Origin of the sequence: Pseudonocardia sp. KRD291 (assembly GCF_019263595.1) — a bacterium.
Classification (GTDB): Bacteria; Actinomycetota; Actinomycetes; order Mycobacteriales; family Pseudonocardiaceae; genus Pseudonocardia.
The window spans coordinates 1-15,066 of the sequence record NZ_JADQDD010000150.1 but is presented as its reverse complement, the minus strand read 5'-3'; the positions used below and the strand labels follow the sequence as shown (position 1 = coordinate 15,066).

At 72.8% G+C, this 15,066-nt stretch carries 14 protein-coding genes and 1 pseudogene; 8 read left to right on the top strand and 7 right to left on the bottom strand.

The features are described from left to right. The 4 genes from I4I78_RS19915 to I4I78_RS19900 all read left to right on the top strand — a co-directional run. Positions 1 to 1,073 (top strand): lycopene cyclase family protein (locus I4I78_RS19915; RefSeq protein ID WP_218612913.1); only part of this gene is annotated, 1,073 nt, incomplete at its 5' end. Positions 1,074 to 1,187: 114 nt separating this feature from the next. After that, a complete protein-coding gene (locus tag I4I78_RS19910; RefSeq protein WP_218612912.1) occupies positions 1,188 to 1,637 on the top strand; it encodes a universal stress protein in 450 nt (149 codons plus the stop codon). A gap of 3 nt (positions 1,638 to 1,640) precedes the next feature. Further along, positions 1,641 to 2,690, top strand: a complete 1,050-nt coding sequence (locus I4I78_RS19905; protein WP_218612911.1) for an adenylate/guanylate cyclase domain-containing protein — start codon at positions 1,641 to 1,643, stop codon at positions 2,688 to 2,690. Positions 2,691 to 2,751: 61 nt separating this feature from the next. Then, complete coding sequence (locus I4I78_RS19900; RefSeq protein WP_218612910.1) at positions 2,752 to 3,576, top strand: arylamine N-acetyltransferase; 825 nt, start codon at positions 2,752 to 2,754, stop codon at positions 3,574 to 3,576. Between the two features lie 92 nt (positions 3,577 to 3,668). Here the strand turns inward: I4I78_RS19900 and I4I78_RS19895 are convergent, their stop codons facing one another. From I4I78_RS19895 to I4I78_RS19865, 7 genes and pseudogenes are all read right to left on the bottom strand, one after another. Continuing rightward, positions 3,669 to 4,091: a metal-sulfur cluster assembly factor gene (locus I4I78_RS19895; protein ID WP_218612909.1), complete on the bottom strand. Its 423-nt coding sequence runs from the start codon at positions 4,089 to 4,091 to the stop codon at positions 3,669 to 3,671. A gap of 110 nt (positions 4,092 to 4,201) precedes the next feature. After that, a pseudogene (gene sufU, locus I4I78_RS19890) lies at positions 4,202 to 4,654 on the bottom strand (Fe-S cluster assembly sulfur transfer protein SufU); the annotation flags it as partial. Further along, on the bottom strand, positions 4,654 to 5,967 hold the full coding sequence (locus tag I4I78_RS19885) for a cysteine desulfurase (RefSeq protein ID WP_218612907.1): 1,314 nt from the start codon (positions 5,965 to 5,967) through the stop codon (positions 4,654 to 4,656). The gene I4I78_RS19885 and the pseudogene sufU, both read right to left, overlap by 1 nt. Further along, positions 5,964 to 6,755, bottom strand: coding sequence for a Fe-S cluster assembly ATPase SufC (sufC, locus tag I4I78_RS19880; protein ID WP_218612906.1), 792 nt, complete (start codon positions 6,753 to 6,755; stop codon positions 5,964 to 5,966). Before sufC ends, I4I78_RS19885 begins: the two co-directional genes overlap by 4 nt. Before the next feature lie 49 nt (positions 6,756 to 6,804). Then, positions 6,805 to 7,992 (bottom strand): Fe-S cluster assembly protein SufD, encoded by a 1,188-nt coding sequence (gene sufD / locus I4I78_RS19875; protein WP_218612905.1) that lies wholly within the window; start codon positions 7,990 to 7,992, stop codon positions 6,805 to 6,807. Further along, on the bottom strand, positions 7,989 to 9,425 hold the full coding sequence (gene sufB, locus I4I78_RS19870) for a Fe-S cluster assembly protein SufB (RefSeq protein WP_218612904.1): 1,437 nt from the start codon (positions 9,423 to 9,425) through the stop codon (positions 7,989 to 7,991). Before sufB ends, sufD begins: the two co-directional genes overlap by 4 nt. Next, the gene (locus I4I78_RS19865) at positions 9,422 to 10,243 is read right to left on the bottom strand and encodes a helix-turn-helix transcriptional regulator (RefSeq protein ID WP_374225890.1); all 822 of its coding nucleotides are present in this window, start codon (positions 10,241 to 10,243) and stop codon (positions 9,422 to 9,424) included. Before I4I78_RS19865 ends, sufB begins: the two co-directional genes overlap by 4 nt. Positions 10,244 to 10,358: 115 nt before the next feature. Here I4I78_RS19865 and mptB point away from each other — a divergent pair, with 115 nt between their 5' ends. From mptB to I4I78_RS19845, 4 genes are all read left to right on the top strand, one after another. Continuing rightward, positions 10,359 to 11,969 carry a polyprenol phosphomannose-dependent alpha 1,6 mannosyltransferase MptB gene (mptB, locus tag I4I78_RS19860; RefSeq protein ID WP_218612903.1) on the top strand — a complete coding sequence of 537 codons (1,611 nt, stop codon included), beginning with the start codon at positions 10,359 to 10,361 and terminating at the stop codon, positions 11,967 to 11,969. 32 nt (positions 11,970 to 12,001) lie between these two features. After that, positions 12,002 to 12,913, top strand: a complete 912-nt coding sequence (locus I4I78_RS19855; RefSeq protein WP_218612915.1) for an ABC transporter ATP-binding protein — start codon at positions 12,002 to 12,004, stop codon at positions 12,911 to 12,913. Further along, positions 12,913 to 13,728 carry an ABC transporter permease gene (locus tag I4I78_RS19850; RefSeq protein WP_218612902.1) on the top strand — a complete coding sequence of 272 codons (816 nt, stop codon included), beginning with the start codon at positions 12,913 to 12,915 and terminating at the stop codon, positions 13,726 to 13,728. Before I4I78_RS19855 ends, I4I78_RS19850 begins: the two co-directional genes overlap by 1 nt. 166 nt (positions 13,729 to 13,894) lie before the next feature. Beyond that, positions 13,895 to 14,896 carry a COX15/CtaA family protein gene (locus tag I4I78_RS19845; protein WP_308252237.1) on the top strand — a complete coding sequence of 334 codons (1,002 nt, stop codon included), beginning with the start codon at positions 13,895 to 13,897 and terminating at the stop codon, positions 14,894 to 14,896. The last annotated feature ends 170 nt before the right edge of the window (positions 14,897 to 15,066 follow it).

The following is a 15,066-nucleotide window of genomic DNA, read 5'->3' as shown; positions in this document are numbered from 1 at the left end:
CCGACAGGCTCTGGCGCCACACCTACGGCGCCTGGGCCGACGACCTGCCGGACACGGTGCCGGTCTCCGCGATCGGGTCCCGCTCCCGTGCACGCATGGTCGGCACCGGCGAGCACACCGTCGACGACGCGTACGCCGTGCTCGACACCGCCGGACTGCGGGCGCACCTCGACGCGGGCCTGGCCGGGGTGGCGGTACTCGCCGGTCGGGCGGTGTCCGTGCGGGCCGGCGCGGTGACGCTGGCCGGGGGCCGGGACCTGCACGCGGGCGTCGTCGTCGACGCCACCGGTGCGCCGAGCACGCTGCGCCCGTCCCGGTCGGGGCCGGCCGCGGAGCAGACCGCGTACGGCGTCGTCGTCCCGGCCGACCTCGCGGGCCCCCTGCTCGGAGCCGGCGAGGCGTTGTTCATGGACTGGCGCCCGCACCACGGGCACCCCGGGTGGCCGACGTTCCTCTACGCCGTCCCCTACGGCGACGGCACCGTGCTGCTGGAGGAGACGTCGCTGGCGCGGCGCCCGGGACTGCCCCTGAGCGAGCTGCGCGACCGCCTGCACACGCGGCTGCGCCGGCACGGCGTGGAAGTCCCGGACGGGGCCCGGACCGAGCACGTCCGCTTCCCGGTCGACGAGCCGCGTGCCCCGGCGCACCCGGTCGCGTTCGGCGCCGCCACCCCGCTGGTGCATCCGGCCAGCGGCTTCAGCGTCGCGACCGCGCTCACCCTCGCCCCGGCGCTCGCCGACGCCCTGGCCGCGCACCTGCCCGGCTCCCCCGCCGACGCGACGGCGGCCGCCGCCGGGGTGCTCTGGCCGGCCCGGGCCCGCGCCGTGCACCGGCTGCGCCGACACGGCCTGCGCACCGTGCTCGACCTGCCACCGCACCTGGTCCCGGCGTTCTTCGAGGCGTTCTTCCGCCTCCCGCGACGCCACCGCGCCGCGTTCCTGTCCGGGCGCGCCGACCTGGGCGCGACGTTGCGCGCGATGGCGGCACTGTCGGTGACGGCCGCGTCCCCGGTGCGCCTGCGCATGCTGCGTTCCGCCGTTGCGGGCAGGCCGTTGGGCAGCCTGGACGAGTGATTTCGTGGTGTCGGTGGCGAGTACCCGCACTACCCGTAGTAACTTGCCTGCACTCGGCGCAGAGCGCCCCGGTCCTCGTGCCCCGGGCACGTGCACCCCACACGGAGGCTCCCCATGCCCGCATACCGCACCGTCGTCGTCGGAACCGACGGGTCCGCGACCTCGTTCGCCGCCGTCGAACGGGCGGCCGGCGTCGCCGCCGACAGCGACGCCCAGCTCGTCATCGTCTCCGCCTACACCCCCACCAGCCGCGACGACACCGCCGCCGCGGAGGACGCCCTCAAGGACGAGTCCTACCTCGTCGTCGGCTGGACCCCGGCCGAGGACGCGCTGCGCGAGGCCTCCGACCGGGCCGGCAAGGCCGGCGCCCGCAAGGTCAGCACCCACGCCGAGGACGGCGCCCCGATGGACGTGCTGCGCAAGGCCGTCAAGGACCACCACGCCGACCTGCTGGTCGTCGGCAACAAGGGGCTGAACACGCTGTCCGGGCGGCTGCTGGGCTCGGTGCCCGCGGACGCCACCCGCCGAGCAGGCGTCGACGTCCTCGTCGTCCACACCAGCTGAGCCGTGCCGGCCCGGAGCGAGGACCCCGCCGAGCCGGAGCCCGGCCTCGACCTGGGCTCGGTCAACTGGAGCGACCTCGACGAGTCCGTGCTCGACGAGTACATCCTCGGCGCGCCCCGGGAGTTCACCCGGGACGAGGTGATCGCCGCCGCGGAGCTCGACACCGAGGAGGCGCACCGGCTCTGGCGCTCGCTCGGCTTCCCGGACTCCGGCCCCGACGAGCGGGTGTTCACCCGCCTCGACGTCGAGTCCGCGAAGGTCGTCGCGACGATGAGCCAGCAGTGGCTGCCCGACGCCGGGGTGCGCGAGGCCGTCGCGCGCGCGGTCGCGCAGTCGATGTCGCGCCTGGCCGAGTGGCAGATCGGGATGCTGGCGCAGGTGGTGGCCGCCAACGTCGGCGAGCTGCGCCCGCGCGGTGCGGCCCGGCTGGCCGCCGAGGTGCTGCCCGAGCTCGAGCAGATGCAGTCCTACGTGTGGCGCCGCCACCTCGCCGCGACCGCCTCGCGCTGGATCGCCGGGGCGCAGCAGGCCGACCCGGGCACGCTCCGGGCCGACACCTGGCCGCTCTCGGTCGGGTTCGCCGACATGGTCGGCTTCACCCGCACGACCCGGCGCCGCACCATGGACGAGCTCGGCGAGATGATCGGGCGTTTCGGCGCCGTCACGAACGAGGTGATCGCGGACGGCCGCGGGCGCATCATCAAGACGGTCGGTGACGAGGTCCTGTTCGTCACCGAGCACCCCGCCGACGCCGCCGCGATCGCACTCGGCCTGCGGGACCGGGTCCGGATCGAGCCGTCACTGCCGCAGCTGCGGATCGGGCTGGCGCACGGGATGGTGCTGACCCGCTATGGCGACGTCTACGGCGAGGTCGTCAACCTGGCCGCGCGCCTGACCTCGGAGGCGCGGCCGGACACGGTGCTGGTCGACCGGGAGGTGGCCGGGGTGCTCTCCGACGACCCGCGGTTCGACCTGCGCCGCCTGGCGCCGAAGAACACCCGCGGCTACTCCCACCTCAAGGCATGGGCGCTGCGCGGGGCCAGGGAGACCTGAGCGCCGACCGGGCCGTCGTGTCCTTGACCCGCACCGGCCCCCGCACGGCAGGCTGTCGCCCATGACGGACGCGCGTCCCCCGGCCCTCGCCGCCTACCTCGACCGGATAGGGGTGCCGGACGCGGCGGAGCCGGACCTGGCGACCCTGCGCCGGATCGTCACCGGCCACGCCACGACGATCCCGTTCGAGGGCCTCGACCCGCTCACCGGCGTCGAGCCCGGCATCGATGCCGACGCGCTGACGGCCAAGCTGGTGCGGAGCCGGCGCGGGGGCTGGTGCTTCGAGCACAACGGCCTGCTGCGGACCCACCTCGACGCGCTCGGCTACGACGTCACCGGCCTCGCGGCACGGGTGCGCTGGATGCTGCCCGACGACGCCCCGCCGACCACGCGCACCCACATGCTGCTGCGGGTCGAACTGGCGCAGGGGTCGTTCCTGGCCGACGTCGGGTTCGGCGGGATGACACCCACCGGCGTGCTCGCGCTGGAACCGGAGGTGGAGCAGGAGACCCCGCTGGAGCCCTACCGCCTGCACCGCGACGGCGACACCTGGACGACGACCGCGCGCACCGACCGGTGGCGCCCGCTCTACACGTTCGACCTGGTCCCGGCGCCGCAGGTCGACTACGAGATGGGCAACTGGTACCTCGCGCACCACCCCGACTCGCCGTTCCGGGCGAACCTGATCGCGGCGCTGCCGGGCGAGGACCGGCGGCGCGCGCTGGGTGGGCGGGCGTTCACCGTGCACCACCTCGGCGGGCCCAGCGAGCGCCGGGAGCTGGAGTCACCGGGAGAGATCCGGGACGTGCTCGAGACCGAGTTCGGGATCGACACGGCGCTCGTGGCGGGCCTCGACGACCGTCTCGCCGACCTGTTCCCGAGCTGAGCCCGGCGCCGTTCCCCACCGACCCCGGACAGCGATGATCGCCGGGACGGAGGGGGTCCGTCCCGGCGACCACCGGGGTGCTGCGGAAGTTCCTAGACGCGGAAGCCGAGTGCGCGCAGCTGCTCGCGTCCGTCGTCGGTGATCTTCTCCGGGCCCCACGGCGGCATCCAGACCCAGTTGATCCGGATGTCCTCGACCATGCCGTCGGCGGTGAGCGCGGAGCGGGCCTGCTCCTCGATCACGTCGGTCAGCGGGCAGGCGGCCGAGGTCAGCGTCATGTCGATGACCGCGGTTCTCCCCTCGACACCGAGGCCGTAGACGAGGCCGAGGTCGACGACGTTGATCCCGAGCTCGGGGTCGACGACGTCCTTCATGGCCTCCTCCAGGTCGTCCTGGGAGGGGGTGTCGCCGTCCGCGGCGGGCGGCTCGGGCATCCCGGCCGCACCGCGCACCACCTCGTCCTCGGTAGCGGTCCCGGTCTCCGTGCTCTGCGTTTCCTGGGTGGTCTCGCTCATCCCACGGGTCCCTTCTGGTCCTGCTTCTCGGCCCGGTCGGCCGAGCCCGGTTCGGTTGACACAGCGTCGGTTGACACAGCGTCGGTTGACACAGCGTCGGTTGACACAGCGGCGGTCGACACAGCGGCGGGGGTACGGCTGACGGCGTCCTTGAACGCCATCCAGCCCAGCAGCGCGCACTTGACCCGCGCAGGGTACTTCGCGACGCCCGCGAACGCGACGCCGTCGCCGAGCACGTCCTCGTCCGGCTCGACCTTGCCACGACTCTGCGCCATCTCCTGGAACGCGTCCAGGATCCGCATCGAGTCGGCCACGCTGCGCCCGACGACCAGGTCGTTGAGCACCGAGACCGACGCCTGGCTGATCGAGCAGCCCAGCGTGTCGTAGGAGACGTCGACCACGGTCTCGGCGGCGTCGTCCAGCTTCACCCGCAGGGTCACCTCGTCGCCGCACGTCGGGTTCACGTGGTGGGTCTCGGCGTCGTAGGGCTCGCGCAGGCCGGAGCCGTGCGGCTGCCGGTAGTGGTCCAGGATGATCTCCTGGTACATCTGCTGAAGCTGCATCAACGACCAACTCCGAAGAAGTCCTGGGCCGCCCGGATGCCGTCGGCGAGCTGTGCGGCCTCGTCCACCGTGTTGTACACCGCGAACGACGCCCGCGCCGTCGCCACGATGCCGTAGCGGCGGTGCAGCGGCCACGCGCAGTGGTGCCCGACCCGGATCGCGATGCCGCGGTCGTCGAGCACCTGCCCGAGGTCGTGCGCGTGCACCCCGTCCACGACGAAGGAGACCGCTCCCCCGCGCTCGGTCGTGTTGTCCGGCCCGACCAGCCGCACCCCCGGCACGTCGCGCAGCCCGTCCAGCGCGACCCGGGTCAGCTCGGCCTCGTGCGCGGCGACCGCGTCCATCCCGATCAGCCGCAGGTAGTCCACGGCCGCGCCCAGGCCCACGGCCTGCGAGGTCATCGGGACGCCGGCCTCGAAGCGCTGCGGCGGCGGGGCGTAGGTGGTCGCCTCCATCCGCACCGTCTCGATCATCGAGCCGCCGGTGAGGAACGGCGGCATCGCCTGCAGCAGCTCCGAGCGGCCCCAGAGCACGCCGACCCCGGAGGGCCCGAGCATCTTGTGCCCGGAGAACACCGCGTAGTCGACGCCGAGCGCGTGCAGGTCGACCGGCATGTGCGGCACCGACTGGCACGCGTCGAGCACGGTCAGCGCACCGACCGCCTGCGCCCGGCGCACCAGCTCGTCGACCGGCGCGACGGCGCCGGTGACGTTGGACTGGTGGGTGAAGGCGACGACCTTGGTCCGGTCGGTGAGCTCGAGCGAGTCGAGGTCGATCCGGCCGTCGTCGGTGACCGAGTACCAGCGCAGGGTCGCGCCGGTCCGCCGGCACAGCTCCTGCCAGGGCACCAGGTTCGCGTGGTGCTCCAGCTCGGTGACCACGATCTCGTCGCCGGGCGAGAGCGCGAACCGCTCGGACTCCTCGGTCAGTCCGGTGCGCACCGAGGCGTTGCCGAACGCGTAGGCGACCAGGTTGATCCCCTCGGTGGCGTTCTTGACGAACACCACCTCGTGGGTCATCGCCCCGACGAACGCCGCGATCCGCTCGCGGGCGGACTCGTAGGCGTCGGTGGCCTCCTCGGCGAGCTGGTGCGCGCCGCGGTGCACGGCCGCGTTGTGGTTCTCGAGGAACTCACGCTCGGCGTCGAGCACCTGGCGCGGGCGCTGCGAGGTGGCCCCGGAGTCCAGGTAGACCAGGGGCCGGTCCTCGCGCACGGTGCGCGCCAGGATCGGGAAGTCCTCCCGGATGCGCGCGACGTCCACGCCGGATCCCGGACCACCGGCGCCGACGCGGGGCGCCGACACCGCGGTCATCGCGCGTTCGCCAGCCCGGACTCGACGGACGCGGCCTCGGCGCCGGTGAACCGCACGTAGCCGTTCGCCTCGAGCTCGTCGGCCAGCTCGGGACCGCCGGACTCGACGATCTTCCCGCCGGCGAACACGTGCACCTTGTCCGGCTTGATGTGGTTCAGGATCCGCGTGTAGTGCGTGATCAGCAGGACGCCGTTCTCGCCGCTGGCGCGGTAGCGGTTGATGCCCTCGGACACCACGCGCAGCGCGTCGACGTCGAGGCCGGAGTCGGTCTCGTCGAGCACCGCGATCTTCGGGTTCAGCAGCGCGAGCTGGAGCACCTCGTGGCGCTTCTTCTCACCGCCGGAGAAGCCCTCGTTGACCGAGCGGTCGGCGAACTCCGCGTCGATGTCGAGATCGCTCATCGCGGACTTCACCTCCTTGACCCAGGTGCGCAGCTTCGGCGCCTCGCCGCGCGTCGCGGTGGCCGCGCTGCGCAGGAAGTTCGCCATCGACACGCCGGGGACCTCGACCGGGTACTGCATGGCCAGGAACAGCCCGGCCCGCGCCCGCTCGTCGACGGTCATCTCCAGGACGTTCTCGCCGTCGAGGAGCACCTCGCCCGAGGTGGTCTCGTACTTCGGGTGCCCGGCGATGGCGTAGGCCAGCGTGGACTTGCCGGACCCGTTCGGGCCCATGATCGCGTGCGTCTCGCCCGCGCGGATCGTGAGGTTGACCCCGCGCAGGATCTCCTTCGGCCCGTCCTCGGTGGTCACCGAGGCGTGCAGGTCCTTGATCTCCAAGGTGGACATGTACTCGTCGCTCCGTCGTTCGTCGAAAGTGTGGTGGGAGGCCGGGAACTCAGACGCCGGTGACGGCCAGTTCGGCCTCGACGGCCTCTTCCAGGCGCTCGCGCAGCTCCGGCAGCTTGATCTTGTGCAGGATCTCGTGGAAGAACGCGCGCACGACCAGACGTCGGGCGTCGCGCTCCGGGATGCCCCGGCTCTGCAGGTAGAACAGCTGCTCGTCGTCGAAGCGACCGGTGGTGCTCGCGTGCCCGGCGCCGGCGATCTCGCCGGTCTCGATCTCCAGGTTCGGGACCGAGTCGGCACGCGCGTGCTCGGTGAGCACCAGGTTCCGGTTGAACTCGAACGTCCGCGTGTTCTCCGCGGCCGCCCGGATCAGCACGTCTCCGATCCAGACCGTGTGCGCCGGGTCGTTGGCGTCGTTGGTCTGCAGCGCGTTCTTGTAGAACACGTTCGACGTGCAGTTCGGCTGCGCGTGGTCGACCAGCAGGCGCTGCTCCAGGTGCTGCCCGCCGTCGGCGAAACCGAGGCCGAGCAGCTCGGCGTCGCCGCCGGGAGCCGCGTAGCGGATGGTCGAGCTGACCCGCACCAGGTCACCGCCGAGCTGCACCGCGGTGCCGCGCAGCGTCGCGTCCTTGCCGATGGACAGGTGCTCGGCGCCCACGTGCACCGCGTCGTCGGCCCACTCCTCGGTGACGACCAGCGTCAGCCTCGAGGCCTCGGCCAGCACGACCTCCAGGTTGTCCGCCAGCGCGCCGGACCCCTGACGGACCACCACGACGGTGGCCTCGGTGTTCGGGGTGGTGCGGATCTGCAGGTGCGACGCCGCCGTGGCGCCCACGCCGGGGCCCTCGACGGTGACCGTCACGGGGTCCGGCGTCCCGTCCAGCGAGACGACGGTGGCCTCGCGGAACGACGACCAGGCAGCCGCGGCGACGCGGTCGGCGGGCACTCCGGCCTCGCCGAGCCGGGAGTCGTCACGCCCGACCGTCTCGACGGTCACCCCGCCCGTCTCCGTCACGGAGATGGCGGCGGTGCCGTCGAACGCGGCCGTGCCGTCGTGCAGGCCGCGGAGACGGCGCATCGGCGTGAAGCGCCAGTTCTCCTCGCGGCCGCCGGGCACCTCGAACGCGTTCACGTCGAACGACTGGAACCGCTCGCCCGCAGAGGCGATCGGGACCTCGCCCTGGCCCTCTTTCGCACCCTTCAGCTCGGGTGCAAGACCAGAAACCTCGGTGGTCATCCGACAGAGCCCTCCATCTGCAGTTCGATGAGCCGGTTCAGTTCCAGCGCGTACTCCATGGGCAGCTCGCGCGCGATGGGCTCGACGAACCCGCGCACGACCATCGCCATGGCCTCGTCCTCGGTCAGACCGCGGCTCATCAGGTAGAAGAGCTGGTCCTCGCTGACCTTGGACACCGTGGCCTCGTGACCCATCGACACGTCGTCGGTGCGCACGTCCACGTAGGGGTAGGTGTCCGAACGAGAGATGGTGTCGACCAGCAGCGCGTCGCACTTCACCGTCGAGCGCGAGTTCTTCGCCCGCGCGTTGACCTGGACCAGGCCCCGGTAGGAGGTGCGACCACCGCCGCGGGCCACCGACTTCGAGATGATCGTCGACGACGTGTTCGGCGCCATGTGGACCATCTTCGCGCCGGCGTCCTGGTGCTGGCCCTCGCCCGCGAACGCGATCGAGAGGACCTCGCCCTTGGCGTGCTCGCCCATCAGCCAGACGGCCGGGTACTTCATGGTCACCTTGGAGCCGATGTTGCCGTCGACCCACTCCATGGTCGCGCCCTCTTCGGCCTTGGCGCGCTTGGTGACCAGGTTGTAGACGTTGTTCGACCAGTTCTGGATCGTCGTGTAGCGGCAGCGGCCGCCCTTCTTCACGACGATCTCGACGACGGCCGAGTGCAGCGAGTCCGAGGTGTAGATCGGCGCCGTGCAGCCCTCGACGTAGTGCACGTAGGCACCCTCGTCGACGATGATCAGCGTCCGCTCGAACTGGCCCATGTTCTCGGTGTTGATCCGGAAGTAGGCCTGCAGCGGGATGTCGACGTGCACACCCTTCGGCACGTAGATGAACGAGCCGCCGGACCACACCGCCGAGTTCAGCGCGGAGAACTTGTTGTCCCCGGACGGGATCACCGAGCCGAAGTACTCCCGGAACAGCTCCGGGTGCTCCTTGAGCGCCGTGTCGGTGTCCAGGAAGATGACGCCCTGCTCCTCGAGGTCCTCGCGGATCGAGTGGTAGACGACCTCGGACTCGTACTGGGCGGCGACACCGGAGACCAGGCGGGCCTTCTCGGCCTCCGGGATCCCCAGCTTGTCGTAGGTGTTCTTGATGTCCTCGGGAAGGTCGTCCCAGGTGGCGGCCTGCTTCTCCGAGGAGCGCACGAAGTACTTGATGTTGTCGAAGTCGATGCCGGACAGGTCGGAACCCCACCGCGGCATCGGCTTGCGACCGAAGATGTCGAGCGCCTTCTGGCGGAACTCGAGCATCCACTCCGGCTCGCTCTTGAGCTGGGAGATGTTCGCGACGACGTCGGAGGACAGACCGCGTCGCGCGGTCGCGCCTGCGGCGTCGGAGTCGGACCAGCCGAACTCGTACCGCCCGAGCGTCGCGAGCGTCTCCTCCTGGGTGAGCTCTGGCTTCACATCATGAGTGGCCGTCATTCGGACTGCCTCCCTTTCGGGGACCGTGGCGGTGGAACCGTCTCGCCGGCCGCGGCCGGAGCGTGTTCCCTGTCCCGTGCCCGCGCGAGGAGTTCGGGATCCTCGAGCGGGACGTGTGTGGTGCACGCGGCGTCGCCGCGCGCGATCGTGGCCAGTCGCTGCACGTGCGTGCCCAGCAGCTCGGCGAAGGCCTTCGTCTCGGCCTCGCAGAGCTCCGGGAACTCGGCGGCGACGTGCGCCACCGGGCAGTGGTGCTGGCACAGCTGAACCCCGCGCCCCCCGTGGCGTGCCTGTGCAGCGTAGCCACGGGCCGAGAGGACCCTGGCCAGCGCATCGGCACGCTCCTGCGGGGCGTCCGGGGCGGTGATCTCGGCGCGGTCGGGACCCAGCAGGTCCGCGACCCGCCTGCGGGCGAACGCATCGACGGCGCCGGGCCCGGCCTGCTCGGCCAGGAACCGCAGCGCCGACGTCGCGAGGTCGTCGTAGCCGTGGCCGAACCGCACACGGCCGGCGTCGGTCAGGACGTACTCCTTGGCCGGGCGCCCGCGCCCCCGCGGGCGTGCGGTGGCCGACGGGCGGCGGGCGTCCGCCTCGCCGTCGGCGATCATGGCGTCCAGGTGACGGCGCACGGCCGGCCCGGACAGTTCCAGCTCGCTCGCGACCGACAACGCGGTCACCGGGCCCTGCTCCATCAGCAGGCGGGCCACCGCGGCCCGGGTGCGCCCCTCGCCGGAGGACGGGACGCCGACGTCCGGCCCGTGCCCGCAGGCAGGGTCGTGCGACGCGGGGGTCGCGTCGGGCGTCCGATCCGTTTTCACAACATCAGTGTTGCCTATATCCGGCCACGCAGCAAAGGCGGCCCCCGTACTCGTGACCCGGGTCACCGCCGGACCGGTACCCGGGGCCGTTCGGCACCCCTACTAACCTGCTCCCATGGTGACGCCCGAGGTCGCCCCGCCCGAGCGGGACACCCCTCCCGCCGCGTCGACGGCCGGGTCCGCGCCGCAGAGCGCGAGCCGGTTCCGCCGCCCGCTGCGCGAGCAGGCCCGCATCGCGCGCCGGCTCGGGCTGACCGGCTCGCTGCTGATGGCGATCAGCGCACTGGGCTCCGGGGCGTTCCCGGTCCCGAACCCGCTCAACGGCCTGCGGGTGCTCGGGCTGCCCGGACGCAACGTCACCGCCTCGATCGCGATCACCTACGCCGGCCTCGGGATGGTCGTGCTCGCCTGGCTGTGGATCGGCCGGATGCTCACCGCCCGCGGCGCCGTGGCACCGGCCCCGGAGCGGCGCGAGCTGGTGCGCACCGGGCTGCTCTGGGCGGTCCCGCTGGCGCTGGCCCCGCCGATGTTCACCAAGGACATCTACAGCTACCTCGCCCAGAGCGCGACGCTCGCCCGCGGCATCGACCCCTACATCATCGGCCCGGCCCAGGCCCTCGGTATCGCCGACCCGCTGGTCAGCGGTATCCCGACGGTCTGGCGGGACACCCCGGCCCCCTACGGGCCGCTCTTCCTCGGGCTCGGCCGCGTGATCACCGCGATCAGCGGGGAGAACGCGGTGCTCGGCGTGCTCGAGCACCGCATCCTCGCGCTGCTCGGCCTCGGGCTGATCGTCTGGATGCTGCCCAAGCTCGCCCGCCGGGCCGGCCTCGACCCGGGCCTGGTGCTGTGGCTCGGGGCGGCGAACCCGCTCGTGCTGTTCCACCTGGTCAGCGGCATTCACAACGAGTCGGTGATGATCGGCCTGATGCTGGTCGGCCTGCACCTGGCCCTGGGCGAGGACGACACGGTGCAACCACCGTGGAGGTGGTTGCTCGGCGCCGTGTTCATCGTCTCGGCGGCGTCGGTGAAGCTGCCCGCCCTGCTCGCGCTCGGCTTCGTCGGGGTCTACCTGATCCGGCGACGCGGCGGCAGCGTCAAGGACTGGGCGGTCGTCGGCGGCGCGCTCACCGCGGTGGCCGGGGTGGTGTTCACGATCTACAGCGTCGGCACCGGGCTCGGCTTCAACTGGCTCAAGGGCCTGTCGGCGCCCGGCGAGATCCGCAGCTGGATGTCGGTCTCGACCGACCTGGGCCTGCTCTCCGGGCAGATCGGCAAGCTCGCCGGGCTGGGCGACCACACCGACTCCGCGTTGTCGCTGACCCGGCTGCTCGGCGGTGTCGCGTTCTCCCTGGTCTGCCTGTGGCTGCTGTTCGCCTGCCTGCGCGGGAAGATCGAGCCGATCGTCGGCGTCGGCGCCGGCCTGGGTGCGGTCGTGCTGCTCGGACCGGTCGTGCACCCCTGGTACCTGCTCTGGGCGGTGATCCCGCTGACCGCCACCCGCGCGATGCCCTACTACCGCCGCGCCGTGCTCGGGCTCTCCGCCGTGCTCGCGCTGGTGGTCCCCCCGACCGGTGCGGACTTCATCTTCCGGGCGTTCCAGCTCCCGTTGGCGATCATCGCCGGGATGGTGGTGTTCGCCGTCGCCCTGCTGTGGGTGCGCCGGGAGCTGCGGACGCCCGTCCGGGAGGCGGACCGGTCGCCCTCTCTAGAATCCGCCTCGTGAGCGCCACACGTCCGAGCCCGTCCGAGCCGGCGGTGCCGGGCCCCGCAGTATCGGTCCGCGGCCTGGTCAAGCGCTACGGGGCGACGACGGCGGTGGACGGCATCGACCTGGAGGTCCCGGCCGCGTCGGTGCTGGCCCTGCTCGGCCCGAACGGCGCAGGCAAGACCACCACCGTCGAGATCTGCTCCGGGCTCACCGCCGCCGACGCCGGCGAGGTCCGGGTGCTCGGCCGCGCGCCGTCGTCGGAGGCGGTGCGGGCCCGGATCGGCGCGATGCCCCAGGGCGGCGGCGCCTATCCCGGCGTCAAGGCGGGCGAGATGCTGCACCTGGTCGCGTCCTGCTCGGCGAACCCGCTCGACCCCGACTGGCTGCTCGACGTCCTCGGGCTGCGTGAGCACGCCCGGACCACCTACAAGCGGCTCTCCGGCGGCGAGCAGCAGCGCCTGGCGCTGGCCTGCGCCATCGTCGGGCGTCCCGAGCTGGTGTTCCTCGACGAGCCGACCGCGGGGATGGACCCGCAGGCCCGGCACCTGGTCTGGCAGCTGGTCACCTCGCTGCGCCGGGACGGCGTCGCGGTGCTGCTCACCACGCACCTGATGGAGGAGGCCGAGGCGCTGGCCGACGACGTGGTGATCATCGACCACGGACGCGTCGTCGCGCACGGCAGCCCGGCCCAGCTCACCGCGGGCGACCAGCAGGAGCTGCGCTTCCGCGCCCGTCCGGGGATGGACCTCGACCACCTCGACACCCGGCTGCCGGTCGGCTACGCGACGTCGGAGACGCTGCCCGGGCGCTACCTGGTGCAGGGCCGGATCGACCCGGCCGCGCTGTCGGCGATCACCTCCTGGTGCGCCGACCAGGGCGTGATGGCCGACGACGTCCAGGTCGCGCGCCGCAGCCTGGAAGACGTGTTCCTGGACCTGACCGGACGGGAGCTGCGCTGATGAGCACACCTCCACCCACGTTCACCGAGGGCACGTTCGCCCCGAACCCGGCCCGCGGTCCGCTGCTCGGGATGCTGCGCGCCCAGGCCGGCATCGAGACCCGGCTGGCGCTGCGCAACGGCGAGCAGGTCCTGCTCACACTGCTGATCCCGGTCGTGCTGCTGTTCGGCCTGAGCCTGATCCCGCTGCTGCCGGTGCCCCCGTCACAGGTGGCACAGCCGCGCGTCGGCTCGGTGCTGCCGTCGATCCTGGCGCTGGCCGTGATGTCGTCGGCGTTCACCAGCCAGGCGATCGCGCTCGGGTTCGACCGCCGCTACGGCGTGCTGCGCCGGCTCGCCGCGACCGCGCTGCCGCGCTGGCTGCTCGTCACCGGGCGTCTGGTGGCGGTGCTGGCGGTCGTCGTGATCCAGGTCGTCCTGTTGTGCGTGGTGGCCGCCCTGATCGGCTGGCGTCCCTCGGAGATGGCGGGCGGGGCGAACCTCCTCGGCGCCGCCGTGTCGGTACTGCTGGGCGCGGCCGCGTTCGGGGCGCTCGGGATCCTGCTCGGCGGCACGTTGCGGGCGGAGATCGTCCTGGCCCTGGCGAACGTGATCTGGTTCGTGCTGCTGCTGGCAGGCGGAATCGTGATCCCGCTCTCGATGCTGCCGGGCCCGATCGCCGTGGTGGCGCAGTTCCTGCCCTCCGGCGCCCTGGCCGAGGCCCTGCGCGCGACGATGGTCGAGGGCGCGGCCCCCGGGACCGGACCGGTCCTCGTCCTCGTCGGGTGGGCCGTGGTCGCCGGCCTGGTCGCGGCCCGCACCGTCCGCTGGCGCTGAGCCCGGGCCGGTACGCCCCACCCGGCCCCGCTCACCCGTGCCACCGACGCAGGTGTCCCGAGGGGTCCCCTCGCTCACCCGGGCGTCCCGAGGGTTCCGCTCGGGACCGGACCCCGCAGCCCCCTCCAGGTCGGGGTGCGCGAGCGACCGGCCTACCATCGACGGCGTGGTCAGACCTTCCCTCGTCTCCCGGATTCCCGCGACGCCGCCGGCCCTGATGCGACGGCTCGCGATCGGCAACCTGGTGGCGCAGATCGGGATCGCGGTGACCGGCTCGGTGGTCCGGGTGACCGGCTCCGGGCTCGGCTGCCCCACCTGGCCCCAGTGCAACCCGGGCAGCCTGGTGCCGACACCGCACCCGGAGATCGCGCCGCTGATCCAGTGGATCGAGTTCGGCAACCGGCTGCTCGGTGTCGCGGTCGTGCTCGTGGCCGGGTCCTGCCTGCTCGCCGCGCTGTTCACCCGGCCGCGTCGCCGTCGCCTGACCCTGCTGACCGCGATGATGCCGCTCGGGGTCGTCGCCCAGGCCGTGATCGGCGGGTTCACGGTGCTCGCCGGCCTGTCCTGGTGGAGCGTGATGCCGCACTTCCTGGCCTCGATGGTGCTGGTCTGGCTCTCGGTGCTCCTGGTCTCCGCGGCCGGTGAGGACGACGTCGCGGCCACCCGGACCGTCCCGGGCGCCGTCCGCGGCCTGATCGTCGTCTCGACGGTGGTGCTGGTCGCGCTGCTGATCGCCGGGACCCTGGTCACCGCGGCCGGGCCGCACGCCGGCGACGCCGCGACCCCGCGCCTCGACGTCGGGGTCCCGCTGCTCGCGCAACTGCACGCCGACCTGCTCTTCGCCTACCTCGGGACCCTCGTCGGTCTGGGTTTCGCGCTGCGCGCGGTGTCCGCCCCGGCCGCACTGGGCCGCCGGTTCGCGGTGCTCGTCGCGGTCGTGCTCGCCCAGGGCGCGCTGGGTGGCATCCAGTACGCGCTCGGCGTTCCGGAGCTCCTGGTGTCGCTGCACGTGCTCGGCGCAGGCCTGGTCACCGCGGCCGCGGCCGCGGTGTGGACCGGAACCTCGACCCGGCCCTCGCCGTCGACCCCTCCGGCACCGAGCATCACCGGGGACTCCGACGGGTCGGCACGCCCACTCGTCGAGGCCGGCACCGCAGAACGCTCCTGACACCTCCCCGGTCTCCTGCCCGGTAGGCGCCCGACCGTGACCGCCCGGCAGCGTCGCCAAGTGGCTCCGGCTCCGGCGAGCGTCACGACACGGTTGTCAGGGCGCCACTTCGTGACGCCCGGTGAATGGATCGACGGGTGTTGCGCGGTGGTCGACCTCCACCAGCTCCC